Source organism: Streptomyces sp. NPDC016469, from assembly GCF_040632905.1.
GTDB lineage: Bacteria > Actinomycetota > Actinomycetes > Streptomycetales > Streptomycetaceae > Streptomyces.
On the sequence record NZ_JBEYCQ010000004.1, the window covers coordinates 240,634 to 267,009 of the forward strand.

The following is a 26,376-nucleotide window of genomic DNA, read 5'->3' on the forward strand; positions in this document are numbered from 1 at the left end:
TGCCCGGTCAGTCCACCGTGGACAGGGACAGCGCGAACCTGCCCTCGGAGTCCGTCCACCAGTGGGCCAGGCGGAGCCCCGCCCCGGCCAGTTCGCCGCGCACCCCCTCCTCGCGGAACTTCGCGGACACCTCGGTGCGCAGCTCCTCACCCGCCTCGAACGGCACCACGAGATCCAGTTCCGGAATCTTCACCGTCAAGGACCGGCGGGCCCGCAGCCGCATCTCGATCCACTCCTCCCGCGGATTCCACCGCGCGACGTGCGCGAAGTCCTCCGGTACGAAGTCCGCGCCCAGCTCGCGGTCGACGACCGACAGCACGTTGCGGTTGAACGCCGCCGTCACCCCCGCCGCATCGTCGTACGCCGCGACCAGCACCTCCTCGTCCTTCACGAGATCCGTGCCGAGCAGCAGCGTGTCCCCGGGCACCAGCAGATCGCGTACCGACTTCAGGAACACCGACCGCTCACCCGGCAGGAGGTTGCCGAGGGTGCCGCCCAGGAACGCCACCAGCCGTGGCCCGGGCGTCTCCGGCAGCGAAAGGCCGGCCGTGAAGTCCGCGATCAACGCGTGCACGGACAGCTGCGGCCGCTCCCTCAGCAGGGCGTCCGCCGCCCCCCGCAGCGCGCTCTCGCTGACGTCGACCGGCACGTAACTGTGCAGATCCGTCAGCGCGTCCAGCAGATACCGCGTCTTCTCCGACGAGCCGGAACCCAGCTCGACCAGCGTGCGGGCGCCGGACGCGGCGGCGATCTCGCCCGCCCGGTCGATCAGGATCTCCCGCTCGGCGCGCGTCGGGTAGTACTCGGGGAGCCGGGTGATCTCCTCGAACAGTTCGCTGCCCCGGGCGTCGTAGAACCACTTGGGCGGCAGCGTCTTCGGGCGCCGGGACAGGCCGTGCAGCACATCGGCGCGCAGCGCCGCGTCCGTCGCGTCCTCGGGCAGGGTGCGGGTCAGCAGGAAGGGACTCACGTGCGGGGCTCCTTCAGCGGGGTCAGCAGGACATCGCCGGCGGTTGCGGTCAGCAGGGTGCGGTCGGGTACCTCGTGCCAGCGGGGGTCGTCGTCGTAAGGCTCCGAGGCGACGACCGTGTGCCGGCCGGGCTGGGTCAGATGCCACAGGGTGTCGCCCCAGGCGGTCGCCACGATGGTGCGGCCGTCGGTGAGCAGCAGGTTGAGCCGGGAGCCCGGCGCCGCCTCAGCCACCTCGGGCACCGTGTCCGCCACGGCCTGCGCGAGCGGGTCGCCCGTCGCGAGCCGGTGCCGCACCAGGGCCCACACCAGGGCGGAGTCGCTGCGCGCCGCGAGCCGCAGCAGCTCGGCCGGGGGCAGGGTGGCCGCCACGGACGCCAACGCACCGGGCCAGCCCCGCACCGCGCCGTTGTGGCTGAACAGCACCCGGTCCGCGGCGAACGGCGCCGCGGCCGCCTCGCCGTCCGGATCGGCGCCGGTCGCGTCCCGGACCGCGGCGAGCAGGGCGTGGCTGCGGACCACCCGGACCAGGTCGGCGAAGGTCTGGTCGCCCCAGACGGGGCCCTGGCGCCGGTAGCGGCCCGGGACCGGGTCGCCCTCCGCGTACCAGCCGACCCCGAAGCCGTCCGCGTTGACCGTGCCGTGCCGCTGGCGGCGGGGCTCCCAGGACTGCCGCACCAGGGAGTGCGCCGGGCGCGACAGCACCTCGCCCAGGGCGACCGGCGGCCCCAGGTAGGCGATGTGCCGGCACATCAGAGGTCCCTCGCGGTGCGGAACCCGGCGAAGATCTGCCGCCGGACCGGCAGGTCCCAGTTGCGGAACGTGCCCCGGCAGGCCACCGCGTCCACCGCGAACGAGCCGCCCCGCAGCACCTTGTGCTCCGGGCCGAAGAACACCTCCGAGTACTCGCGGTACGGGAACGGCGTGAACCCCGGGTACGGCAGGAAGTCGCTCGCCGTCCACTCCCACACGTCACCGATCAGCTGACCCGCCCCGCACGGCGCCCGTCCGGCCGGGTACGCCCCGGCGGGCGCGGGCCGCAGATGGCGCTGCCCCAGGTTGGCCCGCTCCGGCGTCGGGTCCTCGTCGCCCCACGGATAGCGGCGCGAGCGCCCGGAGACCGGATCGTGGCGCGCCGCCTTCTCCCACTCCGCCTCGGTCGGCAGCCTGCGGCCCGCCCAGCGCGCGTACGCGTCGGCCTCGTACCAGCTGACGTGCACCACCGGCTCGTCGTCCGGCACCGGCTCGGTCACCCCGAAGCGCCGCCGCAGCCACTGCCCGGCGTCCCGGTGCCAGAACAGCGGGGCGCCCAGACCGTGCTCCCGGACCATCGCCCAGCCCTCGGGCGCCCACCAGCGCCGCTCACCGTAACCACCGTCCTCGATGAACGCCCGGTACGCGCCGCACGTCACCGGAGCCGTGTCGATGACGAACCCGGGAACGTCCCGCCGGTGCGCGGGGCGTTCGTTGTCCAGGGCCCACGGCTCGGCCGACGTACCCATGGTGAACGGGCCGCCGGGCACCAGGACCTCGGCGGGCAGCGCCGGGGCGTCGTCCGCCGGGCGCGGCGGCTCCGGGGCCGTCAGGGCGGCCGGACCGGAGCGCAGTTGATGCGTGATCAGCATCGTCTCGTCGTGCTGCTGTTCGTGCTGCGCGATCATCCCGAAGGCGAAACCGGACCTGACCAGCGCGGGCCCGTCACCGAGCGGGGCGGACTCCAGCACGTCCAACGCCCTGCCGCGCACCTCCGAGGCGTACGAGCGGGCCTCGTCGGGAGCCAGCAGCGGCAGCGACGGCCGGGTGGCGCGCGGATGCTCGAAGGCGTCGTACAGCCCGTCGATCTCCGGGCGCATCGCCTCCCGTCCCGCCACACCGCGCAGCAGCCACAGCTCCTCCTGGTTGCCGATGTGCGCCAGGTCCCAGACCAGCGGCGACATCAGCGGCGAGTGCTGGGCGGTCAGTTCGTGATCGTCGACGCTGTCGGTGAGGAGCGCGGTACGCCTGCGGGCGGTGAGCAGCGCGGCGAGCGCGCGCTCGCGCAGCGCCTCGGCGTCCCCGGCGTGCGGGGGCGCGGGGGATTCGGTCATGACAGGGTCCCCTTCGGATGGGCCGGGCGGCGCGCCCCGCCCGTGGTGAGCAGGTCCCGCAGGTCGTCGGACGGGCATCTGCCCCGGGCGACGAAGCGGTCGTGGAAGCCGGCGACCGCGTCCTGCACCGCGACGCTCGCGCCCAGCCGGGGCAGCGCCTCCAGGGCGAGCCGGAAGCAGACGTCCGCCGCCTGGCGCAGTTCCGGATCGGCCAGGCCGTCGCGGGCGGCCGCGGTCCACAGCGGATTGCCCGGAGCGGCTCCCGCCCCGGCCGTCTCGGCGAGCGGCTTCACGGTCCGGTACACCGTCTCCGCGGCCTCCGGGTCGTCGAACAGGGCGGTCGTGACGGCGAGGGGCACGATCCAGCCGTCGTGACCGGACTGCGCGTCGATCATGCGCAGCTCCAGGTGCCCGCGCGGCCGGGCCGGCGGGAACAGCGTGGTGAGGTGGTAGTCGAGGTCGCTCAGGTCGGGGCGTCGGGGCGCCCCGGACCGGATCCAGTCGCGGAAGGTGAGCCCGTCCGGCACGTGCCACGGTCCCTCGCCCCGTACGCACAGCACGGGCGTGTCCAGGACGTGCGCGGCCCAGGCGTCCCGGGGCGGCATCGGCCCCTCCGGGGCCAGCGTCCGCTTCGGGTCCAGGGTGGCCCACAGCGCCTGGCGGGTGGACCGCCACGGCGTCGGCGCGCCCTCCCGGAACGGGGAGTTGGCGAAGGCCGCCACGAGGACGGCGCCCAGGAGATGGGCGAGCTGCCAGCGGCGCGCGTACCCGAGCGGGCCGGGCTCCTCCTCCCCGGCGTCCAGGCAGACCTGGACGGACGCGGTGGTGCACATCATGGCGCGGCCGGCCGGGCCCCACCGGTCGAGGGCCTTCTCCATGGCCTCGTACCGGGGCTCGCGCAGGAGCCGGCGCGGTGTCTGCCAGGGATCGACGCCCAGCCCGGCCGGAGCCAGGCCCAGTCCGTCCAGGGCGGCGCGTACGGCGGTGAGATCGGCGGCGGTGTCCTCGACACACGCCATCAGGGAAGCGGCGGGGCGCGAGCTGAGTTCCAGCTGGCCGCCGGGTTCGAAGGTGAGCGCCGCGCTCAGGGGCAGCGCCCGGACGGCCGTTGCGGCCGCCTCCAGCAGGTGGGGCGGGACGGTGCGACGCGGTTGGTCACGGTCGTGCAGGAGCCATTCCAGCTCGACGCCCACCGTGCGCGGCGGTCCCGTCTTGAAACAGATGCCGCGCAGTAGATCCTCCGCCTCGCCCTCACCGAGGGGCGGGGTCTGACCGGGTGGCGGACCATGGCCGCCGGGTGTCTCGGATGACATGCCGGGCCTCCTTGTTCCGGTGCGTCCGTCCTACCCAAACCGCTGCTGAGGCATCGCACAAGAGTGCCTTCTTCGCCGGATATTCGCTTGCGTGTCCGGGAGAAGAACGCCGATCATGCCCCGTATGCACCATAAGGGGGAGGGCCCATGAGCGCCCGGCTGCGCGGCATCGCGCGCGAGACGGAAACGATCGTCCGGGCGGGTTCCTACCGCGCCGGGAACGGGCGCGGGATCAGCATCGAGAAGGCTGTGGCGGCCGCCCTCGCGGGCACGCGACTGTACGGCCCCGAGCCGGTGCCGGTGGCCCCCGGCCGGGACCGGACCCCGGTCATCGAGGTCACCGGCGAGAGCAGCCTTCAGGCGGCCGCCCGGATGACCCGCGAGGGGCCCGGCGAGGTCGCCGTCCTGAACTACGCATCCGCCCGCAACCCCGGCGGCGGCTACCTCAACGGCGCCCAGGCCCAGGAAGAGGCCCTGTGCCGGGGCTCCGCGCTGTACGCCACGCTGCTGCGGGCACCCGACTTCTACGCCCATCACCGCGCCGAACGCAGCGCGTTCTACACCGACCGGGTCATCCACTCACCCGGCGTGCCGGTCTTCCGCGACGACCGGGGCCGGCTGCTCGACGCCCCGTACACGGCCGGATTCCTCACCTCGCCGGCCCCCAACGCCGGGGTCATCCGCGCCCGCACCCCGCAGGAGGCCCATCGCGTTCCGGCCGCGCTCGCCGCCCGGGCCGAACGCGTGCTGGAGGTCGCGGCGGTGTGCGGCTACCGCAGGCTGGTCCTGGGCGCCTGGGGCTGCGGTGTGTTCCGCAACGACCCGGCGGAGGTGGCGGGCGCCTTCCGCGCGCTGCTCACGGGAGAGGGCCGGTTCGCGGGCCACTTCGAGCAGGTCGTCTTCGGCATCCTCGGCCGCGACGACGATTCGCCCACCCGGGTGGCGTTCGACCGGGTGTTCGCCGACCGGGGGTAACCCTGACCCTGAAGTCGAGGGTGAGGGCCGGGCCCTGTCGGGCGGCCCTCACGCCCAGCCGTAGCGCTCCCGCAGCCGCCCGGCGACCAGGTCGAACCTGGCCCGGTCCAGGGCGCACGCCTCGCGCCGCATCCCGTCCTCGTGCACCCGCAGGACCCGGTCCAGGTCCACCCACGACTGACGCCCCGAGCTGTCCCAGGGGCCCGCGCCCAGCGCCACCCACTCCCGCTCCATGTCGTGCTGCTTGCTGGACAGCTGCACGGCCAGCAGCGTGCCCGCCGCCTCCCGCGCCACGACCAGGACCGGCCGGTCCTTCCCGCGCCCGTCGTTCTCCTCGAACGGCACCCAGGTCCAGACGATCTCCCCGGGGTCGGGGGCGCCGTCCCGGTCGGGGGCGTACGAGGTGCGGACCGGGCCCACATCGCGCGGATCGGCCTGGGCGGTCGCGGTGGAACCGGTCCGGCCGGGGAAGGCGGCCGGCTCGTCGTAACTGTCGCTGCGGTGCTGGATGGTCATCGCCACACCCTAGGTGGTTCCCCCGCCCGGCCTGCGCGCCGGTGCGCCGCAACGGTCTGGAAGACTGCCCGGAGCCATGAGTCAGTTACCCGATCAGCCCACCGAAGGCCCCGTCCCGACCAGCGCCGACGTGGCGCGGGTCGCCGGCGTCTCCCGGGCCACCGTGTCCTACGTCCTCAACAACAACGCGCAGGTGCGGATCAGCGATCAGACCCGCCGCCGGGTACGGGAAGCCGCCGACGAACTCGGCTACGTACCCCACGCCGCCGCCCGCACCCTGCGCGCCGGCCACTCGCGCATGGTGCTGCTGCCCACCGGCAACGTGCCGGCCGGGCCCCTGCACCTGCGCTTCCTGCGCGACCTGGAGGCAGGACTGCGGCGCCTCGACTACACGGTCGTCCAGTACGGCTCGCTCGGCCTCGGCGCCGACGACGCCGCCCGAGCCTGGGCGGAACTGCGCCCCGCCGCCGTCATCGTGCCCGGCTCCGTCCCGCTCGCCCCGCGCGGCACGGCCGTGCTCCGGCGCTCCGGGGCCAAGGCGGTCATCACCCTCGGCCCCCACCCGGTGGAGGGCGCCCACGCCCTGATCATGGATCAGCGGGAGGTCGGCGGCTGCGCGGTGCGCCATCTGCTGGAACGCGGCAGGCGCCGCATCGGCGTGGTGATGCCCGAGGACCCCGCCACCGCGCTCTTCGCCGCCCCGCGCCTGGCCGGCGCCCGGGAGGCCGCGCGGAACGGCGGCGCCCACGTCGAGGTGCTGCCGCTGCGCTACGAGGAGGAGTCGGCCGCATCCCTGGCCGCCCGCTGGCCCGCGCTCGGCCTGGACGCCGTCTTCGCGTACGACGACACCTACGCGATGCTGCTGATGCGGGCGCTCCAGGACGCCGGGATCGGGATACCCGACGAGGCCGCCGTGGTGGGCGCCGACGACTCGATGCTCGGGCGGCTGCTGCGCCCGAGGCTCAGCAGCGTACGGATGGAGCTGGCGACCGTCCAGCCGCTGGCCGACCTGGTGGACCGCCTCGTCCGCCACCCGAGGACCCCGCCCGAGCGGCACGACCTGCTGCGCGCCCGCACCGTACGACGGGAATCCAGCTGAGCCGGACCGACGACGTGCGCGGCGCACCGCCCGTGCCTAGCGTCATGACCATGAGCGATCCGCAGAGCTACGAAATCCTCATCGTCCCCGAGTTCACCGACGACAGGGCCCCCGCGGCCGGAGAAGGCGCGACGGGGGCCAGCGTCAGGGGCGCGGCGGCCAAGGGCTCCGACGGCGGGGGACCGGGCGACGCCATCCGGTCGGCCGTGGTCACCGCCACGGGTGAGACGGGCGAGACCGGCTACCCCCGGTACGCGGGCGACGGCATGGTGGCGGACATCGACCCCAGGACCAGGGCCGTCGAGGGCCTGCTCGTCGACGGTTCCGAACTCGCGTACGGGCTCTCGGCCCGTATCGCGGAGCGCGGCACGGACACCTGAGGCCGCCCCGCGCGGGGGAGTGGCGGCGCTACTGCTGCTGCCCCTCCGCCTTGGCCTTCTGCTCGGCCTCGACGGCCTTGCGCACCTCGTCCATGTCCAGCTTCCTGGCCTGGCCGATGACGTCCTCCAGAGCCGCCTCCGGAAGCGCGCCGGGCTGCGCGAAGACCGCCACGTTGTCCCGGACGATCATCAGCGTGGGGATCGACCGGATCTCGAAGGCCGCCGCCAGCTCCTGCTCCGCCTCCGTGTCGACCTTCGCGAAGACCAGGTCCGTGTGGCGCTCGGACGCCGCGTCGTACACCGGGGCGAACTGCCGGCACGGGCCGCACCAGGAAGCCCAGAAGTCGATCAGGACGAACTCGTTGTCGCTGACGACCTGGTCGAAGTTTTCCTTGGTGAGCTCTACGGTGCTCATGCGTTGCTCCCTCTTCCTGTGCCCGTATGAGACGTGTCCGGGTCAACGGTGCCCGTTCTCGTGCTATTCCGTGCCTGCCCATGTGGCCGACGCCCACACCCCCCGCCAGAATGGGCCGCATGACACATGGAGCGGAGCCTGTCGCGTACGACGTCGTGGTCATCGGAGCCGGGCCGGTGGGTGAGAACGTGGCCGACCGGGCCCGGGCCGCCGGGCTGACCACCGCGGTGGTCGAGTCGGAGCTGATCGGCGGTGAGTGCTCCTACTGGGCGTGCATGCCGAGCAAAGCCCTCCTGCGCCCCGTCGTCGCCCGCGCCGACGCCCGCCGCGTCCCCGGCCTGAGCGGCGCCGTCCAGGGACCGCTGGACGCCGCCGCCGTCCTCGCCCACCGCGACGCGTACGCCTCGCACTGGAAGGACGACGGCCAGGTCGCCTGGCTCGACGGGATCGGGGCCGACATCTTCCGCGGCCATGGCCGGCTGACCGGACCCAAACAGGTCACCGTCACCGCGCTCGACGGCACGGAACACCGGCTCACCGCCCGGCACGCCGTCGCCGTCTGCACGGGCAGCCGGGCCGTGGTCCCCGGCCTGCCCGGCATCGAGGACGCCCGCCCCTGGACCAGCCGCGAGGCGACGAGCGCCAAGGAGGTCCCCGGCCGGCTCGTCGTGGTCGGCGGGGGAGTCGTCGGCGTTGAGATGGCCACCGTGTGGAACGCGCTCGGCGCGAAGGTCACCATGCTCGTACGCGGTGAGGGGCTGCTCCCCCGGATGGAGCCGTTCGCCGGTGAACTGGTCGCCGATGCGCTGACCGAGGCCGGAGCGGAGATCCGTACCGGCGTCTCGGCCACCGCCGTACGCCGCGCGGACGGCGAAGGGCCGGTCACCGTGGAACTCGACAACGGCGAGAGCGTCGAGGCCGACGAGGTCCTGTTCGCCACCGGCCGCGCCCCGCGCACCGACGACCTGGGCCTGGAGACGGTCGGCCTGGAACCCGGCTCCTGGCTCACGGTCGACGACAGCTGCCGGGTCGAGGGCACGGACTGGCTCTACGCGGCCGGCGACGTCAACCACCGCGCGCTCCTGACCCACCAGGGCAAGTACCAGGCACGCATCACGGGCGACGTGATCGGGGCCCGCGCGCTGGGCAAGCCGCTGGACACCGCCCGCTGGGGCGCCCACGCGGCGACCGCCGACCACGCGGCCGTCCCGCAGGTCGTCTTCACCGACCCGGAGGCCGCTTCCGTGGGCCTCTCCCTGGCCGAGGCGGAACAGGCGGGCCACCGCGTCCGTGCCGTCGACTACGACCTCGCCTCCGTGGCCGGGTCCGGGCTGTACGCGGACGGCTACCGGGGCCGCGCCCGCATGGTGGTGGACCTCGACCGCGAAGTCCTGCTGGGCGTCACGTTCGTCGGTCCCGGCATCGGTGAACTGCTCCACTCGGCGACGATGGCGGTCGCGGGCGAGATCCCCGTCGACCGGTTGTGGCACGTGGTCCCGTCGTACCCGACGATCAGCGAGGTGTGGCTGCGGCTGCTGGAGACGTACCGGGGGTAGGAACAGCCGCTCGGCCCGGCGGTGAAGGTCCCCGCCGGGCCGAACGACCCCCCGTGCTCCGGCCGGAACGGCGGATCAGATGTCGACGACCCGGTAGGCGAGGGTGTAGACGCCACCGGAGCCTTCCAGCACCCGGTACTGCGTCTCCGCGCCGAACTCGTTGCCCGTGACGGTCACCGAGCCGAGCCTGTCGTCGCCGCTGGTGCTGTCGTAGTCCCACAGCGAGAGCGTGCGGGACTCGGTCTTGCCGAAGAGCAGCAGCGCGTTGCCGTTGCTCTCGTCCAGGGCGCGGCGGTAGCCGGTGCCCATGGTCTGGTACGACGCGCCGGCGGGCCACAGCCTCACGGGCTTGCCGCCGTTCGCCGCGATGTTGAGGTACGCCTCGTCGTGGTCGCCCTCGCTCTGGGACCCGCAGTACAGGTCGACGAGCTGGATCTGCACATAGTCGACCGGATCGGCCTGCGCGGCGCCGGCGGCACCCACCAGCGAGGTGAGGCCCAGAGCGCCCGCCAGGGCGAAGGTGGTCAGTCGTCGGACAGACATGATGTCCCCCATGGATTCAGGTTCTCGCCGGTCCCCCGACCGGCTCGAGGAACAGACTGCCGGACCGCTGTCCGCCGTTCTACGCGCGTTCCACTGAGTGGAACCGGCGCGCGGAACGAGACCGGTTACCTCGTACGCCCCGGAGGTGACGGTGGGTCAGTAGCGGAGGACGGCAGGCAGACGGGGCGGGGCGTCGGCGCGGGCGAGGGTCGCGGTGACGGCCGCGGCCGCCCGCGCCGCCTCCTGGGCCGCCCGTTGCAGTTCCGGCGCGGACAACGTCATGACGGCGATCGCGGCGACGGTCCGGTCGTCGCGTCCCCGCACCGGCAGCGCCGCGCAGCACACCCCGTCCATCACCTCCGCGCACTCCAGCACCGCCCCCGGCAGCCGGCCCCCGGAGCAGGCCCGGCCTCGGACGCTCAGCACCTGGCCGGCCGCTGTGTCCAGCGGGAAGCTCATACCGTTCCGCACCGGCACCAGCGGCTCCGCCCCGCCCGGCACGGACGCCACGGTCAGCGCCCGGCCGTCATGCAGGACGGTCAGCAGGGCGCTCGCGCCGGTGGCTGCCCGCAGCCGGTGCAGCGGGTGACGGGCCGCCCCCCGCAAGCCCGGGTGCGGCTCCCACGTCTGGCCGAGGCGGTAGAGCTGCGAGCCGACGCGGTAGCGACTGCCCCGCCGCTCCACCGCACCCACCAGCAGCAACTGCTCCAGCAGCCGGTGGGCGCTCCCCTTGGGCAGGGCGCAGGCCGCGGCGATCTCGGTGAGCCCGGCCTCCCCGCCGCACCTGCGCAACGCCTCCAGGAGCGCGAACGCCCCCTCGATCACGCCTCTCCCGCGGCCTGTTCCCCGCTCCTGCTCCGTGTCCGCGTGTCGCGGCATCTTCTCCCCCAGGCGGTCACCGGGCCGTACCTCTTCGCACGGCCGCCGGGAGAGAATGCCCGACCTTCACAACAGGGGCACACCCCGCCACGCGCGAACGTGACCCACGGCACACCGCGCGCCGCTACCCGTGGGGCGAGAGGAGCGCAAGAGGCTTTGAGGTCCTGGTGAGGCCGGTCGGCGGCGTGCCTCCGGGCTCGGATCCCGGCCAGGGCCGGAGCGGGCGGCCCGTTCTCGTCGAGGGGTCCTCGTTTCCGGCCGGTAGGCGCTCCGTACGCACGTCTCAGCCGGCCGGCGCCGGTGCGAGGGGCCGGCCGCAGCGCAGGTTCCACCGCCCCGACCGGCCGCTCAGCTCCGTCAGCGTGAGCGGGGCGACGTCGAGGCGCCAGAACGCCTGGGGCGGCAGCGCGAGGGCGTGGACGACGGCAGCCCGCACCACGGACGGCTCGGCGACGGCCAGCACCCGGACCTCACCCTGCAGCGAGTCGAGCCACGTGCCCGCCCTCGCGCACAGGTCGAGCAGCGACTCGCCGCCGTGCGGGGCGGCCGAGGGGTCGGCCAGCCAGGCGGCGACCCCCTCGGGCTCGCGCGCGCTCACCTCGTCCAGGCGGGCGCCCGACCAGCGCCCCAATCCCCATTCGCGCAAGGCGGGTTCACCCGACGAGCGCAGGCCCAGCGCTTCCGCCGTCCGGGAGCACCGCTCGGAGGGCCCGTGCACCGCCCGGTCCGCTTCGGGGACATGTGGCGCGGCCGGCGCGGCCGCCCGCACGCCCGACGCGTCGAGCGCGGCGTCACCCGCGAACCGGGCCTCCCGCAACGCCGCGTTCATGGCCGGTGAGACCAACAACACCCGTACCGTCATCCCCGCCCTCAACTCCCTGAAAAGTGGCCGCACGACCGAACCCACCATGGCATCCGGGCTCCGCGGGCTGTCCGGACGGGGCATGGCGGCGCCGGGCGTCCAGGCGGTATGGTCGCGGCGACATGACGAAGGTGTGACGGAAGTCCGGTGAGAATCCGGCACGGTCGCGCCACTGTGTACCCGCGCACGCGGGAAGTCAGACCCAGCACCTTCGTCTCAGGCACCACGATCGGGACGCGTGTTCCCACAGGAGGTTCTGCCATGGCACAGAGTGCTGCCCCCGCAACCGGCGCACCCGCCATCACCCCCATCTCCCTGAAGGCCATTGCCCCTTGGGCGGTGTTCTTCGGCATTCTCATGCTGGTCCTGCTCTACTTCGTCGGCGCCGAACAGGGTGCCACGGCCCTCATCTCGGGCGAAGGCGTCCACGAGTGGGTCCACGACGGCCGTCACCTGCTCGGTTTCCCCTGCCACTGACCGCCCATCCGGCTGATCCAGGGGAATCCCTCATGAACTCCGTATCCGTCAGAGCCCTGTTGGTCCGCGGCATGCTCGCCGGAGTGGCCGCGGGAGCGCTCGCGCTGCTCGTCGCCTACTTCCTCGGCGAGTCACGGGTCGACGCGGCCATCGCGCTCGAAGAGGCCGCGCACAGCGCCCACGGCCACCATCACGGCGCCGGCGAGGAACTCGTCGGCCGGGGCGTGCAGTCCACCGCCGGCCTGGCCACCGGTGTGCTCGTCTTCGGCGTCGCGGCCGGCGGCATCGCCGCGCTCGTCTTCTGCTACGCGCTGGGCCGGGTGGGCCGGTTCGGCCCGAGGGCCACGGCCGCGCTGATCGCGGGCGCCGCGCTGGTGAGCGTGTACGTCGTGCCGTTCCTGAAGTACCCGGCCAACCCGCCGGCCGTCGGCAACCCCGACACCATCGGCAGACGCACCGCGCTGTTCTTCCTGATGGTCGCCCTCAGCGTGCTGCTCGCGGTCGCCGCCGTCATCGTCGGCAAGCGGCTGGCACCCCGCCTGGGCAACTGGAACGCGACGGTCGCGGCGGCGGCCGGCTACGTCCTGCTGATCGCCCTCGCCTACGTGTTCCTGCCCTCGTTCAACGAGGTCGGCAAGGACTTCCCGGCCACGCTGCTGTGGCAGTTCCGGCTGGCCACGCTCGCGGTGCAGGCCACGCTGTGGACCACGTTCGGCCTGCTCTTCGGCCACCTCACCGAACGGCTGCTGGTGCCGAGGGCCGACGCGCTCGCGGGTGGCCGGACAGCCGCCGCGATGGGCTGACGGCAGCCGTACGTATGGCAACGGGTGGTGCCCGCCGGGTGGCCGACGGCGGGCACCACCCGTTTTACGCCGCCCACTCGGCGAGGTAGTACTTCAGCGACGCGTCCTCGTTCACGAGTCGCATCCCGGCCGCCGTCATGACCCGCTGCGAGGGGATGTTGCCGGAGTCGGCGTCCCCGCGCACCCGCGCGACGCCTTGTTCCCGGGCGAACCGGAGCAGCGCCCGGAGCGCCTCGGAGGCGTAACCCTGTCCGCGTGCCGACTCCACGAGCCCGTAACCGATCGTGACGCTGCCCCGCTCGTCCGGCGCGCCGTGGAAGCCGATGCCACCGATGACCACACCCTCCGCACGGAGCCGTATCTCGTAGGAGCAGAACGGGCTGGGATCTCCGTTCTCCGCGCATGTGGCGAGGAAGCGCGTCGCGGCCCCCTGCTCGCCGGGGGAGGGGTAGCCGGGGGCCCAGCGCGCACCGGCCGGGGGTGCGCCCGCGGCGACGTGCTCGGCGTCGGCGGGCGACATCGGGTGCAGGAACAGGCGCGGCGTCTCAAGGTCGGTCATGGTCCTGTGGAGTATCACGCGGCTGCTGCTCCCGGCACCCGAAATACGGCGGGTGCCCATACGGGCTTACGCGGGCCCGAGGTCACCGGACAGCGCGGCGGCCAGCCGCAGCTGGGTGTCCGCCTCGGCCTGCCGCCCCTGGCGCTCCAGGGTCCGGCCGAGCATCAGGCGGGCGTAGTGCTCCACCGGGTCGCGCTCCAGAACCGCGCGAAGCTCCGTCTCGGCCCGCCCGAGGCTCGCCGAGTGGTAGTAGGCGCGGGCCAGCAACAGCCGGGGCGCCACCTGCTCCGGGACCTCCTCGACGAGTCCGCCCAGGATGCGGGCAGCGGTCGTGTACTCCTTCGCGTCGAAGAAGAACCCCGCGCGCTCCCAGCGCTCGGCGGCGGTGCCGAACTCGTAGTAGCTGTCGCTCATGTCGTCTCCTCGGTCGGTCGGGCGTCCGGTCCCCACAACACCAGCAAGTGGTTTAACATTCCACTAATTGTCCGGCGTGGGCGCTACCCGCCCCCGCCCGCATCGGAATAGGTTGAGCGCCATGAGCAATCTCGATCGCCAGGCCGTCCCCACCGTCTGCGGGGGCCGGGGTTTCGTCGTCGCGGAGCCCGTACGCGAACTGCTGGCCCCGCGCAAGGTGCGGCTCGGCGAGTCCACCGAGGTCCGCAGGCTGCTGCCCAACCTGGGCCGCCGGATGGTCGGCGCCTGGGCCTTCGTGGACCACTACGGGCCCGACGACATCGCCGACGAACCCGGGATGCAGGTGCCGCCGCACCCCCACATGGGCCTCCAGACCGTCAGCTGGCTGCACGAGGGCGAGGTCCTGCACCGCGACAGCCTCGGCAGCCTCCAGACGGTCCGCCCGCGCGAACTCGGCCTGATGACCTCCGGCCGCGCGATCAGCCACTCCGAGGAGAGCCCCAAGCAGCACGCCGCCCTGCTCCACGGCGCCCAGCTCTGGGTGGCTCTCCCGGACGCGCACCGCTTCACCGAACCCCATTTCCAGCACCACAGCGACCTGCCCGTGGTCACCGCCCCCGGCCTGACGGCCACCGTGATCCTGGGCGACCTCGACGGCGCCACCTCGCCCGGCACCGCGTACACCCCGATCGTGGGAGCCGACCTCTCCCTGACCCGTGGCGCGCGGGCCCGGCTCCCCCTGGACCCCGACTTCGAGTACGCCGTGCTCTCGATGTCCGGCGAGGCCGAGGTCGACGGCGTCCCGGTCCTCCCCGGCTCCATGCTCTACCTCGGCTGCGGCCGCACCGAACTCCCGCTCCGCGCGGAGTCCGACGCGGGCCTGATGCTCCTGGGCGGCGAGCCGTTCGAGGAGGAGCTGATCATGTGGTGGAACTTCGTGGGCAGAACCCAGGACGATATCACGCAGGCTCGCGAGGACTGGATGAACGGTGATCGGTTCGGCACCGTACATGGCTATGACGGGCCGCCGATCCCGGCTCCCGTGCTGCCGGACGTGGCGCTGAAACCTCGTGGACGCGTGCGCTGATCTGCGGTTCTGCGCTTGCGCGGAGTGCGGCCCGCTTTTCGGAGGTGGGCCCTGTGGGAGTAGGCGTGCAAGCGGAGCGAGACTGCCCCGGAGGGCGCCTGCTGCTAGGTGGGGCTATCTCATCTGTGTCAGCGTGTTTCCGTGTGTGCCAGGGCGGATGCTGACTTAATGCTGACTTTCCTGATGGGGCGTCAGTTGAGTTCGATCGTCGGTCGGGATGCTAGCCCTGGGCGCTCCCCGGTGAGCGTGGCTGCGGCCCAGCTACGTCAGGCGCTTGCTCCTCGGGCTGCCATCGTTGCCACGGGGCGCGTCTAGGAGGCGGCGTGAGGAACCCGGTTCGGGTGCGCGGGGAAACCACACCGAAGGCCTAACACGGTTGTGCATGGAGAAGTCGAGCAGGCGCCGGCGGCGGCGGGGGCCGGCCGGGAGCTGGGGCAGCAGAGGGGGAGGCAAGCCCAGCCACCTTGAGGGCCGCCCCGTAGGACTCCTCCCAGCGATTCTGTGAGTCGAGAGGGCTCTCACGTCTGTGAGTCGAGAGGGCTCTCACGCTGGCCCTCGCCCCCGCCCGTCGCTGCTGGGGCCCGTGCGGTCGCCCATGGCCTCGGCGACGAACTTGTCCCGACGGCGCCGTGCTGCCGATCGACCGCAATACCGCCGACAGGCCGTACTACTCGGAGAAGAAGCACCACAGGATGAACGTGCAGGTCCTCGCGGATCCCGCCGGTCGCCTGATCTGGGCCTCGGACGCGCTACCAGGAGACATGCGCGATCTGACCGCGGACCGGACCCACCACATTCCCGCCGTTCTCTCCGCCAACGACACCAAGTTCTGGGCGGATCAAAGCGGATCAAAGCGCACGACCTGCTGTTGGCGTCCCGTGCCGAGGCAAGATCCTGCGCGGCTGGCGCCGACGCCACAACCGCGATCCGCAGCCTCGGGCGACCGCGCCATGGCCACCCTCAAATGCTGGCGTCTTCTACGGAAGCTCCCCTTGCAGCACCACCCGGATCTCTGCCGTCCTCCGTGCCGTCGTCGCCCTAGAAGTCGCCACCTGATCAAGATGGAAAGGGCTCACTGTGTCAGCGGCGTCGCCTAGGCTGGATGTGCTGATCAGAGCCGTAGAACAGGGGCTGGGTGTATGAGTGGGGCAGTGCAGGCCGACGGGCGCTACCTGTACGAGCGGCTCGATGAGAAGACGTTTCAGCGACTGTGCAATGCGCTGCTGGCTCACAACTTTCCTGAGACGCGCTGCTATCCGGTCGGACACTCCGACGGGGGACGTGATGCCACCCGTGAGGTGGACGGAAAGCTGGTCGTCTACCAGGTGAAGTGGACCAGCAAGGCGCAGCAGAAGCCGGCGGCCTGGCTGAACGAAGCAATCGCGGGCGAAGCCGACAACATTCGGCGGCTCGTCAGGGAAGGCGCTAAGGCCTACTATCTGATGACCTCGGTCACTGGGACAGCCGTGCCGAAACGCGGATCAATGGACAGGCTGGACGACCTTCTCGACAAGCACGCAGAAGAATTGGGTATTCCCATCCACGTGTGGTGGCGTGCCGATATCGACGCGCGCGTGGATGCGGCCCCCGACGCGCTCAAATGGGCTTACTCCGACATGCTGGCCGGTCATGACCTGGTCCACTACCTCATCCATGGCGCGAAAGCGCAGGCGCACGATCACGCGCTTCGCAAGCTCGCTATGAACGTGATCGCCACGCAGTGGGAAGACGATGCGAAGGTCAAGTTCAAGCAGGTGGAACTCACCTCACACCGCCTGGAAGACCTGTTTATCGACGTCGAAGCCGTCCGTGTGGCAGTTCCCAACAACATCGTTGGTCGCATATCCGTGCAGCCCGACAGCACGGGCCTGGGCGGAGCCGCAAGCTACCTGATGAACACACGTCAGCCATTCACCTTGATCAGAGGTGAGCCTGGGCAGGGCAAGTCCACCCTCGGACAGTACGTGTGCCAGCTCCATCGTGCCGCCTACCTGGGGGAAGTAATCCCGGACGGCGCACCAGCCGCCAGGGAGCCAGGCGGGGACCCGCGTCTGCCCTTGCGGGTGGACTTGCACGACTACGCGGCCTGGCTCGCGGGGATAGATCCTTTCGATACCGCCGTCCAAAAGCCTCGCGCGACGCTCCGCCGCGAGGGGACTCTGGAGGAGTTTCTCGCACACGTGCTCACGGTTCATAGCGGCGGTCTGTCGGCGACGGCGGTCGAGGTCGCCGGTATTCTCGAGCGCCTGCCCGCACTCATCGTCCTGGACGGTCTGGACGAAGTAGCACGGGCGCAGACCCGCGAACGTGTCGTCGAGGAGATCGACCGCTTCACCGCCCGGCTGCGTACCGCCTTCGACGCACAGCTGGTCGTCACCACCCGTCCCAATGTCGGTGGCCTGGCCGAGCCCACCCCCGACCGCTTCGAAATGATCGCCCTGGACCGGCTCAGTGACAGTCTGCGTACCACCTATCTGCACAAGTGGGTGAATGCCAGGTCCATCTCGGAGAAAGAACACCGTAATCTGGAGCGCATTTTCCATCAGCGCTCGGCCGAACCGCACATCGCTCAGCTCGCCAACAACCCCATGCAGCTGACGATCCTGCTCTCCCTGATGTACAAGCGTGACAATTCGGTCCCGGCCAACCGAACCGACCTCTACACCTCGTACATGGAGACGTTCCTCGACCGGGAAGCCGCGAAGACCCCGGCGGTGAACGAACACCGCACCGACCTTGAGGAAGTGACCGCCTTCCTCGGGTGGCAGCTGCAAGCTGATGCGGAGAAGGAAAGCAGCAACGGCCAGCTGCCCATCCGGGAGCTGAAGCGCCTGATCCTGAACTACCTCTTCAGCGTGGACAAGAACATCGCCCTCGTTGACGACCTCTTCACCGGCGTCACCGACCGCGTGTGGGCACTGGCGAGCAAGACCCAAGGAACCTTCGAGTTTGACGTCCAGCCTCTGCGCGAGTACTTCGCCGCGCGCTATATGTACGAGTTCGCCGGCGCCGACGATCGTACCTTCGACCGCTCCGAGATTTTGCGTCACCTCGTACGCCGGAGCTACTGGCTGAACACCAGCCGCTTCTTCGCCGGCTTCGCACGGCCCAACGAGCTCGCTGGGCTGGTGGAAGCCTTGGAAGAAGAGCGCGACGAAGGCGCCCGGCCGAGACAGCTACGGCTTTCTGCCTGGGTACTCCTGGCCGACGGGGTCTTCAGCGGCCGGTCGAAGACCCAGAACCGGGCCGCGGACATGTTCCTGGACGACCTAAGCGTCCGCTTCATTCACGAAGCCCTGACGCAACAGGACGATCTTCCCGTCCCCACACTCGACCGCGGCGCAAAGTACCTCGCCGACAAACTCCTAGACCTCGTCAGCGAGGCCCCCGCCTCGCAGGCCACCCCGGAGCGGCTGGATCTTGCCGTCTACCTTCTTGACGACGCAGATGCCTTCTACGAATGGTGGCACCCCCACATGCGGCGCGCCATGGGGAGCGGCCACGAGACCGCATGGCTGCGGATAGGCATCGCCTTTCACAGCGCCGGTCGACTCACGGCGCAAGAGACCACCCATCTCGCCCTTGCCGATGACCTCGCGGCTACTGCTGCCCTCGACGCCGGCCTGACACCCGCTCCAGGTTCCCAGCAGGAACATCGCATGATCCAGGCCGTGCTCAACGGGCATGCAAGTGATCTGCCGTGTTCCGCTTCAACCTTCGCCGCCAGCTTGATGCGGGTACTTCGGCCGCAGAACTTCCTCAGAATGGCGGACAATGCTGCTGCCCATCTACTCGCGGTCGTTGGCCATCTGGCTGCGGACGTTGACGCCCAGCACCGCCAAAGGGGATTCAAGCGCCTCAAAGAACGCGATCCGCGCTTCGCCGGCCTTCAGACCGCACTGAAATTTCAGAAGGGTCAGAGCCACACTACCTCTCCCTGGAGCAATACCGCACGCGTCCTCACTACTCTCTTCGGCCCCTCATGGCTGGCCGCAGAAATCACGGTGATCGGCGCTGCTGCAGCGAACTACACCACGGGCGGGGATCTCACCCCCGGCTCGCAACCACTGGGGCCGGCCCTCGACCACGGCCGTCTTCTGGCCGAACTCCGGCGCAACCGCACCGATGCCTCCTGGTGGAGCGAACAACACGGCGCCCATTCCGATCCGCTGTCGCGTGCAACATGGCTGCTCGGCCTGTTCGCGGTCGCGGAGGAGCATGTGGTCAACCAGTACCTGCCGCTCATGAACGCCACCCTCAACGCTCTGCCCGAGAACATGCGGCAAGCTCTCCTGATGAGCTCCAGTCGTATAGGCCTCACAATCGCCCGGCCCTTGAGCCACGATACGTTGCTAGCGGCAGCCGCACTCTCCCCGGCTATGGCCGTCGCTATATCCCACTACGCACACCGACCTGATCGGGTGCCATTCGAGGGGCGCGACATTCCTGGTCTCTCCACTGAGACCTTGACAGATATGGCCCGATTCTCTGCCGCCGCCTGGCCAGTACACATGCCGCTTATGGCCCGCACACTCAATGATCATCGCAACTTCGACTTCACCGTGCTGAAGACATTCAAGGCGCTTGGCCCCAAGAGCGAAATTCCCGCCACCAGAGTCGTTTTTCCCTCGGAGGCGGCTGCCACCATCCTCAGTTCTCCATTTGACTATCCGATGTCGGTTGTGGATGCGGCGGCTACATCTGGCGGCCGTGTTGCCACGATGTATCTTGCCGATGTGGCTGCTCAGACGAGGTGGTTTCCGGCCTAACGGCCGATGTGTGCTCCCGCAGCCTCCAAGAAAGAGTCATCTGCCCCTGCCGATGACCCGGAATTCTCGGGAGTGTCCGCTGAGCCCTTTTCGACCCAGCGTCCGCGCTATTTCAGCGTCTTCCGTCCAGAACCTGCGTCAGCTCGGAGAAGGCTCACCGCCTTCGGGGCGGTCCGGCGCCCCCCGTAAGCCGCGTTGGAACTGCCAGTTCCTGCCAGATCGAGAGGTGCTGTTCGACGGTTGCGCGTGACACCGTCCGTGCGTCTTTTCGGGGCTGCGGAAACGCTTCTACCTCCTGCTCCGCCTCCTCTGTCGAACTGGCGTTTTATCTCTTGGGTCGTCTGTTGCGGTTCTGTTCCATGGAGTGAATCTGGCCATCTTCGACAATGTGTGTGCTTGCTGACCGGGGCATCCCTCATCCTGGACCGTTCGTCATCGACCGGAAGGAGAGAAGTGAACGCCCCGCGACGCCATGCAGCCGATCCGGATGTCATCGCACAGACCACCGGGCTCGTGAATTTTCTGCGGGACATGGTGCACAGCAGCCATCAGCGCCAGCGCGACGACCGTGGACGGGGCCGGCTGTGGCTGGCCGATCTCCCTGAACAGGTGCGCCGGCCAACTGCACGCGAGGACGGCACCGTGCTGCGCCTCGATCACGTCTCACAGTCCACGCCGCCGGAGTTGCCCGAGGTGCTCGACGGGTGGGTGGACCAGGCGGCTTGTCTGGATGCCGACGGCATCGATCCGCCGCTGGCCGAGGCGGGACCGGGCCGGTCGCTGCTTCCCGCGCGCGGTACGGAGGAGGACGAAGAGGACGCGGCCATCACCATGGCGCGCGATGAGGCCGGTGAGGTGTTGCGCGCGTACGGCCCCTGGCTTCAGCGGTGGCGCAAGTGGGCCGAGCGGGAGCGCCAGGAACGACCCTTGCGGGCGCTTTACGACAAGGTCTACGCGTGGCATCAGCAGCTGGCGATGGAGGACGACCGCACGGAACTCGTGCTGGCTGTTGGGTTGTTGGCGTGGGCCAGGCCCGGTGAGGAGACGGTGCACCGACATCTGCTCACGCAGCGGGTGGAGACGTCGATGGATCGCCGGACGGCGCAGGTGACGGTGCGGCTGTCGGCCGAGGGTGCGTTGCGGCTGGAGGACCAGGACTTCCTGGACACCGATGACGGCTGGGTGAGGGAACGGGGGGCGGCGCTGGCCGAAGAGATCGCCGCCCGGTCGACGCATCCGTTGCATCCCGACGCGGTGGAGTTGCTGGCGCAGTGGCAGGAGCGGGCGACCGAGCAGCGCGTCGTGTTCAGTGCGCGGTGGCAGCCGCCGCAGGTTCCTGAGCCGGTGGCGCGGCTGACGTATGCTCCGGCGCTGGTGCTGCGGCCCCGGAACATGAATGCGCTGCTGCGTGTGTACGGTCAGATCTCGGACGCCATAGTGGCTGAGACACACGCGCCGCTCGGCCTTGCCCAGATGGTGATGAACCTCGATCCTCCCGAGCGTGCGGCCTGGGATGTGCGTGGTGGACGGCGAGCGCCGTTGTTCGGTGACGATCCGCTTTTTCCCGGCAAGACCAACGAGCAGCAGCGCAGTGTGCTGCGACGCCTGGAGAAGGAGACCGGGGTTGTGGTGCAGGGTCCTCCCGGTACTGGCAAGACCCATACGATCGCCAATCTGGTCTCGGCGCTGCTTGCCCAGGGGCAGCGTGTTCTGGTCACCAGTGCGCGTGACCAGCCGCTGACCGTGCTGCGGGACAAATTGCCGCCGGCTGTGCGTGACTTGTGTGTCCTGTTGTTGAGTTCGACCCGCCACGGCGGAACGAGTGAGCTGGACCGCACCGTCACCGCCCTGACCGAGCAGGTCGCTGGGGCGGACACCGAGACGCTCCGCGCCGAGATCGACCGCCTCACCAAGCTGCACCTCGATATCCGCGGCAGGATCAACACTCTCACCGACCAGGTGCTTTCCCTGCGTGAGGAGGAGTACCGGCACCGGTCCGTGGCCCCGGGCTACGACGGGACCTTGGCCCGGATCGTTCAGCAGGTCCAGGACCAGAGCGGGGCACACGGCTGGATCGGGGCGCTGCCGGAAGGTGCCGGAACCTCGCCCGCGATCACCGCGGAGCAGGCCCTGGAACTGCTCCTTCTGTTGCGCGATGGCGCGGGCGAACCACGCTCCGGAGGTGCGCTGCCTTCGCTCGAACATGTGCCTCCGGTGAGCGAGGTCGCGGCCACATTCGGTGCGAGCCGTGTCACCAATGACGGGCTGACGTCACAAACGGTGGAGTTGCGCAACCTGCTGGCCTCGCTCGATCCGGCGGTCACCGACGAACTGGCGCTGCAGCTGGAGGAAGCGGCCACGGCCCTGCACCATCTCGGTGTCTCTTCCGATGCCACACGCTGGGATGCCGGTTCCTGGGTCACGCGTGCGCTCACGCTGCGGCTGTCGCGTGGCGGTCTGGGGCTGTGGGAGCGCGTCACCACCACGGGTGTGCACATTGCCGGCGCGCGTGAGGCCCTGGACGCAGCGGGCCTGCGCCCGGTCCGTCTCCCGGAAGACCTGGACGCGGACCGGGCGGGGCGCATGGTCACCACGGGGCAGGCATTACGTGACCACCTCGCGGCCAAGGAGGGCCGCACAGTACGCGACCGGCTGTCGCGCTTCGCCTCTCGGGCGCAGAAGGACGCCCAAGAGATCCTGACCTCGTGCACCATCGACGGCCATGCGCCTCGTACCGCCGCCGACCTCGACCACATCCTGTCCCGGCTGCGCGCCCACATCGCCCTGGACGCGGTGGCCTTGCGCTGGAAGCAGGCGGACGCGCCCCTGCCCCCCGGTGACCTTGAAGTGCAACTGGCCGAACTGAACAATCGCAACGCTCAGTTGGGAAACGTAGACGCCTTCGCTCGGGCCCGTGAGAGCGCCGACGACATCCTGGTGCGGCACGGCGTCCGCATGCTGCTCACCACACCGGAGGCGTGGCAGGACCTCGCAGTCGCGGTCACTGCGCTGGGCGGACGCCGCGCGGCCGACAAGGCGCTCGCCCGGCTGGCTGCCTGGGACGAGGAACTGAGCGCCACCCAGGAGGGTGAGCACATGTGCGAGGAAGCCAGGTCATTGGTCTCGGCCCTGCGCGACCAGGACGTCGATGCCTACGCCAAGGCCGTCGACGCGCTGGAGCACGCCCACGTTCGCGATACCCGCCGGAGGCGGTGCGGACGGCTTCTCGACGATGTGCGGGCCGCGCATCCACTGCTCGCCGGTCGGCTTCTCGACGAGGCGGAGGACCCCGCGTGGGAGTCGCGTCTGGCGGCACTTGACCGGGCGTGGGCATGGGGCAAGGCGGCGCAGTTCGTCAGGGTGCGCCGCGCGCCCGGACTCGAACGCCGGCTGGACACCGAACTGACCGAACAGGAGGACCGCCTGGAGGAAGTAACCGGCGACCTCGCCGCCGCATGGGGGCGGCTGCACTGCCGTCAGAACATGACGCAGGAGCAGAAGTCCGCCCTGCAGGCGTACCGCACCCACATGGCGTCCGTCGGACGGGGTAAAGGCCGCAGCGCCGGGCATTTCCGGGCTGCCGCCCGCGAGCGGATGGCGGTGGCGCAGGGGGCGGTGCCCGCCTGGGTCATGCCGATCGCCCAGGTCGCCGAAATGGTCCAGGCCCAGCACGACACGTTCGATGTCGTCATCGTCGACGAGGCCAGTCAGGCCGGCATGGACGCGCTGTTCCTGCTGTGGCTCGCTCCCCGCGTCATCGTCGTCGGCGACGACAAACAGTGCGCGCCCCCAGTCAGTGGCAAGGGACGCCATCAGGCGATCCGCGACAAGCTTGCGGCCCACCTCCCCGACATGCCCACCGGCCTGCGTGAGCTGTACATGCCGCACACCAACCTCTACGGCCTGCTCACCACGTTCTTTCCCGAAGTCGTACGGCTGGACGAGCACTTCCGCTGCGTTCCGGAGATCATCAACTGGTCGTCCAGCACCTTCTACGACAACAAGCTCCTGCCCCTGCGCCAGTACGGCGGCGAACGTCTCGACCCGCTGTGCACCACTTTCGTCGAAGACGCCGCGACCGTGGGCCGGGAAGGGCGCATCCACAATCCCAAGGAAGCGGAAGCGATTGTTGACACCTTGGAGCGGCTGACCTCGGACGAGGCCTACCGTGACAAGACGATCGGCGTGATCGTGCTGCAGGGCTTCGGGCAGATCAGACTCCTGGAAAACCTGATCAAGAAACGCATCCCCGCCCCAGTACGCGAACACCACCGCATCCGAGCCGGCAACGCCGCCTCCTTCCAGGGCGACGAACGCCACGTCATCCTCCTGTCGATGGTCGTCACCGACCCGCACCGCGCTGCCGGCGGCGCCCGCAGCGAGCAGCAGGCGTACAACGTCGCCGCCAGCCGCGCCCAGGATCAGATGTGGCTCTTCCACTCGGTACCGCCCGACCGCCTCCGCCCGAACGATCTGCGGCTCAACCTCCTCACCTACATGGAGAACCCGCCCACGGCCCTTGCCGCGAATGGCGACATCGGCCTGGTCCGCCCGGATGTGCACAGGCCGCCGTTCCAGTCCCTGCTTGAGCAGCAGGTCTATCTGAAGATCAAGGAGCTGGGCTATCACGTCCTGCCGCAGTACCCGGCGGGTACGAAAAGCATCGATCTGGTCGTCGTCGGCGCCCGTGGACGACTGGCAGTGGAATGTGACGGGGACTACTTCCACCACACCACACGCGAACAGATCGACCGCGACCACCAGCGCGACCGTGAACTTCGCCGCGTCGGCTGGCGGTTCTGGCGGGTGCGGGAGAGCGAGTTCCGCTTCGACCCGGACGAAGCGCTGAGCGGGCTGTGGGACGAACTCGACCGGCTGGACATCCGCCCGGCCGACTACTCCCGCCCCGCCACCGCTCCCACCGATGCCACGCCCTGGACGCCGCTCAACCTCCCGGACGCCCCGGACGACGACACCGCCGACGCCGGCGCCGACCCCGAAGCATCACACACAGACGCCGCGGAAGAGATCAACGTGGCTGCCGAAACCCTTCACTCCATCAAGGACCCCGCATGACACAGACGCACGTGGCCGCCATCGCGGCTCCGCTGGACACCAACACCCTCAAGGAACTCGTCCGCGTCCTGTGCGGCGACGACCATCTCCTCTACCGCCCCGCCTACAAGATCTCCGAGTTCCTCGAGAACGCCGGCTGGCGCAACCTCCCCGAAATCGATGGGGAGTCCCGCGCGGAGTGGACCCTCGAACGTCTCATGGAGCGCCGCACGGACCACAGTGCCCTGGAGGACGTACTGCTCCGGCTCGCCGACGCCCGCGAGTACTACGAAGAACCCGAGCAGCTTCCCAGGGTCGTCGCGGCCGTCAACACCTTCCTCGTCCATGAGGGCCTCCGCCTGGAGAACCCGGGAGGCCGCCCACGTCTCGTGCCATGCGACCCCGCACTCGCCCACCCCGGCCAGCACGCGCCCCTCGAACTCAAAGCAACCATGGCCGACATCATCGGCGACGAACGCATGGCCGCCCTCCTCGAACACCGCCTGGACGAGGCCCGCACCTGCTTTGCCAACGGCGCCCACGTCGCGGCCACCATCATGCTCGGCAGCCTCCTCGAAGGCGTCCTCCTCTCCGCCGTCCAGGAACGGGACGCCACCCTGCTCGGCAACAAGAGCCCCCGCAACATCGGCCTCCAAGAGCTGATCGACATCTGCCGCAAGGCCGGCTGGATCGACGCGGACGTGACTTCCTTCAGCCACGCCCTGCGCGACTACCGCAACTTCATCCACCCCCACCGCGAGTACCGCGAGGCATACCGGCCCGACCGCGACACGTTCAACGTCTCCTGGCAGGTGGTGAACGGCGCCCTCAACGACCTCGCCGCAACCCGCCCTCGGACCACGTCCTGACGGCCGTCTCATGGATCACCGCGCCGGGCGAGGCGACGGGCCGGTGAGCCACGCCTTCCAGGAGACGCACGAGCCGATCTCGAATCGAGTGGAACTCCCGCACGCCGGACGGATGGCTTCGTTCAGTCTCAAAGGGTTCTGGCTCATCTTCCGTGCTGAGCGACGCTCCGTCAGGGCTGGACATCGAAGAGCGCAGCGGAAGGGGGCGGGGAGAGCAGTGCGCGAAGGCGCGTCAGTATGGCTCGCCACCGCTTCCAGTCCTCCGGGTCGACCCACCCGTCGCATTCTGCTCACCATGTTCGCCAACGGCCTCGTCGACAACCCGCATCCGACCCCAGCCCAGAACGTCCGTACCAGCGCGCACAAAAGCCTCGCGCAGAAAGCCGCTCTCGCATCAACCGTCCTGCTCACCAACCGGTCAACGACCTCGCCGCTGCCCACATCACTCAAATCCCTCGCCGTCATCGGCCCCGCGGGAAGCGACGCCCTCACCGGAGTCGCCGGCTCGTCCTACGTCGATCCCGGTGACTGGGCCACCCCCTACAGGCCATCAAGACTCGCGCCGGCCGTGGCATCACGGTCACCCACTCCCAGGGAACCCTCGGCGACATCCCGCTCACACCCGTCCGACCGGGGTGTTAGCTCGGGGCGCTCCCCGGTGAGCGTGGCTGCGGCCCAGCAATGTCAGGCGCTTGCTCTTCGGGCTGTCATCGTTGCCACGGGGCGCGCCCAGGAGGCGGCGTGAGGAA

General features: G+C 70.4%; 22 protein-coding genes and 1 riboswitch. Of the genes, 11 read left to right on the forward strand and 11 right to left on the reverse strand.

The window, feature by feature from the left end:
- Positions 1-7 precede the first annotated feature (7 nt).
- The 4 genes from egtD to egtA are packed head-to-tail and all read right to left on the reverse strand — an operon-like array spanning position 8 to position 4,369.
- Complete coding sequence (gene egtD / locus ABZ565_RS06360; RefSeq protein ID WP_361021023.1) at positions 8-970, reverse strand: L-histidine N(alpha)-methyltransferase; 963 nt, start codon at positions 968-970, stop codon at positions 8-10.
- A complete protein-coding gene (egtC, locus tag ABZ565_RS06365) occupies positions 967-1,722 on the reverse strand; it encodes an ergothioneine biosynthesis protein EgtC (protein WP_361021025.1) in 756 nt (251 codons plus the stop codon). The genes egtD and egtC overlap by 4 nt, the downstream gene beginning before the upstream one ends.
- On the reverse strand, positions 1,722-3,056 hold the full coding sequence (egtB, locus tag ABZ565_RS06370) for an ergothioneine biosynthesis protein EgtB (RefSeq protein WP_361021027.1): 1,335 nt from the start codon (positions 3,054-3,056) through the stop codon (positions 1,722-1,724). The genes egtC and egtB overlap by 1 nt, the downstream gene beginning before the upstream one ends.
- Complete coding sequence (gene egtA / locus ABZ565_RS06375; RefSeq protein ID WP_361021029.1) at positions 3,053-4,369, reverse strand: ergothioneine biosynthesis glutamate--cysteine ligase EgtA; 1,317 nt, start codon at positions 4,367-4,369, stop codon at positions 3,053-3,055. The genes egtB and egtA overlap by 4 nt, the downstream gene beginning before the upstream one ends.
- 147 nt (positions 4,370-4,516) lie before the next feature.
- Here egtA and ABZ565_RS06380 point away from each other — a divergent pair, with 147 nt between their 5' ends.
- Entirely contained in the window at positions 4,517-5,344 is an 828-nt protein-coding gene (locus ABZ565_RS06380; protein WP_361021031.1) for a TIGR02452 family protein, read from the forward strand.
- Between the two features lie 48 nt (positions 5,345-5,392).
- Here ABZ565_RS06380 and ABZ565_RS06385 read toward each other — a convergent pair whose 3' ends face one another.
- The gene (locus tag ABZ565_RS06385; RefSeq protein WP_361021033.1) at positions 5,393-5,860 is read right to left on the reverse strand and encodes a type II toxin-antitoxin system PemK/MazF family toxin; all 468 of its coding nucleotides are present in this window, start codon (positions 5,858-5,860) and stop codon (positions 5,393-5,395) included.
- Between the two features lie 76 nt (positions 5,861-5,936).
- On the opposite strand from ABZ565_RS06385, the gene ABZ565_RS06390 reads away from it, so the two are divergent.
- Positions 5,937-6,959, forward strand: coding sequence for a LacI family DNA-binding transcriptional regulator (locus ABZ565_RS06390; protein WP_361021035.1), 1,023 nt, complete (start codon positions 5,937-5,939; stop codon positions 6,957-6,959).
- A 44-nt stretch (positions 6,960-7,003) separates the two neighbouring features.
- On the forward strand, positions 7,004-7,339 hold the full coding sequence (locus tag ABZ565_RS06395; RefSeq protein WP_361021037.1) for a hypothetical protein: 336 nt from the start codon (positions 7,004-7,006) through the stop codon (positions 7,337-7,339).
- Positions 7,340-7,367: 28 nt separating this feature from the next.
- Here the strand turns inward: ABZ565_RS06395 and trxA are convergent, their stop codons facing one another.
- On the reverse strand, positions 7,368-7,754 hold the full coding sequence (trxA, locus tag ABZ565_RS06400) for a thioredoxin (protein ID WP_361021039.1): 387 nt from the start codon (positions 7,752-7,754) through the stop codon (positions 7,368-7,370).
- Positions 7,755-7,873: 119 nt separating this feature from the next.
- On the opposite strand from trxA, the gene ABZ565_RS06405 reads away from it, so the two are divergent.
- Positions 7,874-9,310, forward strand: coding sequence for an NAD(P)/FAD-dependent oxidoreductase (locus ABZ565_RS06405; protein ID WP_361021041.1), 1,437 nt, complete (start codon positions 7,874-7,876; stop codon positions 9,308-9,310).
- A gap of 75 nt (positions 9,311-9,385) precedes the next feature.
- On the opposite strand, the gene ABZ565_RS06410 is transcribed toward ABZ565_RS06405, so the two are convergent.
- The 3 genes from ABZ565_RS06410 to ABZ565_RS06420 all read right to left on the reverse strand — a co-directional run bounded on the left by ABZ565_RS06410 (position 9,386) and on the right by ABZ565_RS06420 (position 11,594).
- The gene (locus ABZ565_RS06410; RefSeq protein ID WP_361021042.1) at positions 9,386-9,853 is read right to left on the reverse strand and encodes a hypothetical protein; all 468 of its coding nucleotides are present in this window, start codon (positions 9,851-9,853) and stop codon (positions 9,386-9,388) included.
- Between the two features lie 156 nt (positions 9,854-10,009).
- The gene (locus ABZ565_RS06415) at positions 10,010-10,678 is read right to left on the reverse strand and encodes a helix-turn-helix domain-containing protein (protein WP_361021044.1); all 669 of its coding nucleotides are present in this window, start codon (positions 10,676-10,678) and stop codon (positions 10,010-10,012) included.
- Between the two features lie 337 nt (positions 10,679-11,015).
- Positions 11,016-11,594, reverse strand: a complete 579-nt coding sequence (locus tag ABZ565_RS06420) for a histidine phosphatase family protein (protein WP_361021046.1) — start codon at positions 11,592-11,594, stop codon at positions 11,016-11,018.
- Positions 11,595-11,718: 124 nt separating this feature from the next.
- Positions 11,719-11,810: riboswitch (adenosylcobalamin (AdoCbl) riboswitch) on the forward strand.
- A gap of 45 nt (positions 11,811-11,855) precedes the next feature.
- Between ABZ565_RS06420 and ABZ565_RS06425 the strand changes: the two genes are divergently transcribed.
- Both ABZ565_RS06425 and ABZ565_RS06430 read left to right on the forward strand, forming a co-directional pair.
- On the forward strand, positions 11,856-12,071 hold the full coding sequence (locus tag ABZ565_RS06425) for a CbtB-domain containing protein (RefSeq protein ID WP_361021048.1): 216 nt from the start codon (positions 11,856-11,858) through the stop codon (positions 12,069-12,071).
- 32 nt (positions 12,072-12,103) lie between these two features.
- Positions 12,104-12,874 carry a CbtA family protein gene (locus ABZ565_RS06430; RefSeq protein ID WP_361021050.1) on the forward strand — a complete coding sequence of 257 codons (771 nt, stop codon included), beginning with the start codon at positions 12,104-12,106 and terminating at the stop codon, positions 12,872-12,874.
- Positions 12,875-12,938: 64 nt separating this feature from the next.
- Here ABZ565_RS06430 and ABZ565_RS06435 read toward each other — a convergent pair whose 3' ends face one another.
- Together ABZ565_RS06435 and ABZ565_RS06440 are read right to left on the reverse strand one after the other, a co-directional pair.
- The gene (locus ABZ565_RS06435; protein ID WP_361021052.1) at positions 12,939-13,433 is read right to left on the reverse strand and encodes a GNAT family N-acetyltransferase; all 495 of its coding nucleotides are present in this window, start codon (positions 13,431-13,433) and stop codon (positions 12,939-12,941) included.
- Between the two features lie 66 nt (positions 13,434-13,499).
- The gene (locus ABZ565_RS06440; RefSeq protein ID WP_361021054.1) at positions 13,500-13,847 is read right to left on the reverse strand and encodes a tetratricopeptide repeat protein; all 348 of its coding nucleotides are present in this window, start codon (positions 13,845-13,847) and stop codon (positions 13,500-13,502) included.
- Positions 13,848-13,968: 121 nt separating this feature from the next.
- Between ABZ565_RS06440 and ABZ565_RS06445 the strand changes: the two genes are divergently transcribed.
- The 5 genes from ABZ565_RS06445 to ABZ565_RS06465 all read left to right on the forward strand — a co-directional run bounded on the left by ABZ565_RS06445 (position 13,969) and on the right by ABZ565_RS06465 (position 25,627).
- On the forward strand, positions 13,969-14,934 hold the full coding sequence (locus tag ABZ565_RS06445; protein WP_361021056.1) for a pirin family protein: 966 nt from the start codon (positions 13,969-13,971) through the stop codon (positions 14,932-14,934).
- A 629-nt stretch (positions 14,935-15,563) separates the two neighbouring features.
- Positions 15,564-16,031 (forward strand): transposase family protein, encoded by a 468-nt coding sequence (locus tag ABZ565_RS06450; protein WP_361021058.1) that lies wholly within the window; start codon positions 15,564-15,566, stop codon positions 16,029-16,031.
- Between the two features lie 54 nt (positions 16,032-16,085).
- Entirely contained in the window at positions 16,086-19,703 is a 3,618-nt protein-coding gene (locus ABZ565_RS06455; RefSeq protein WP_361021060.1) for a hypothetical protein, read from the forward strand.
- Positions 19,704-20,156: 453 nt separating this feature from the next.
- Complete coding sequence (locus ABZ565_RS06460) at positions 20,157-24,779, forward strand: AAA domain-containing protein (protein WP_361021062.1); 4,623 nt, start codon at positions 20,157-20,159, stop codon at positions 24,777-24,779.
- Positions 24,776-25,627, forward strand: coding sequence for a hypothetical protein (locus tag ABZ565_RS06465; protein ID WP_361021064.1), 852 nt, complete (start codon positions 24,776-24,778; stop codon positions 25,625-25,627). The genes ABZ565_RS06460 and ABZ565_RS06465 overlap by 4 nt, the downstream gene beginning before the upstream one ends.
- The last annotated feature ends 749 nt before the right edge of the window (positions 25,628-26,376 follow it).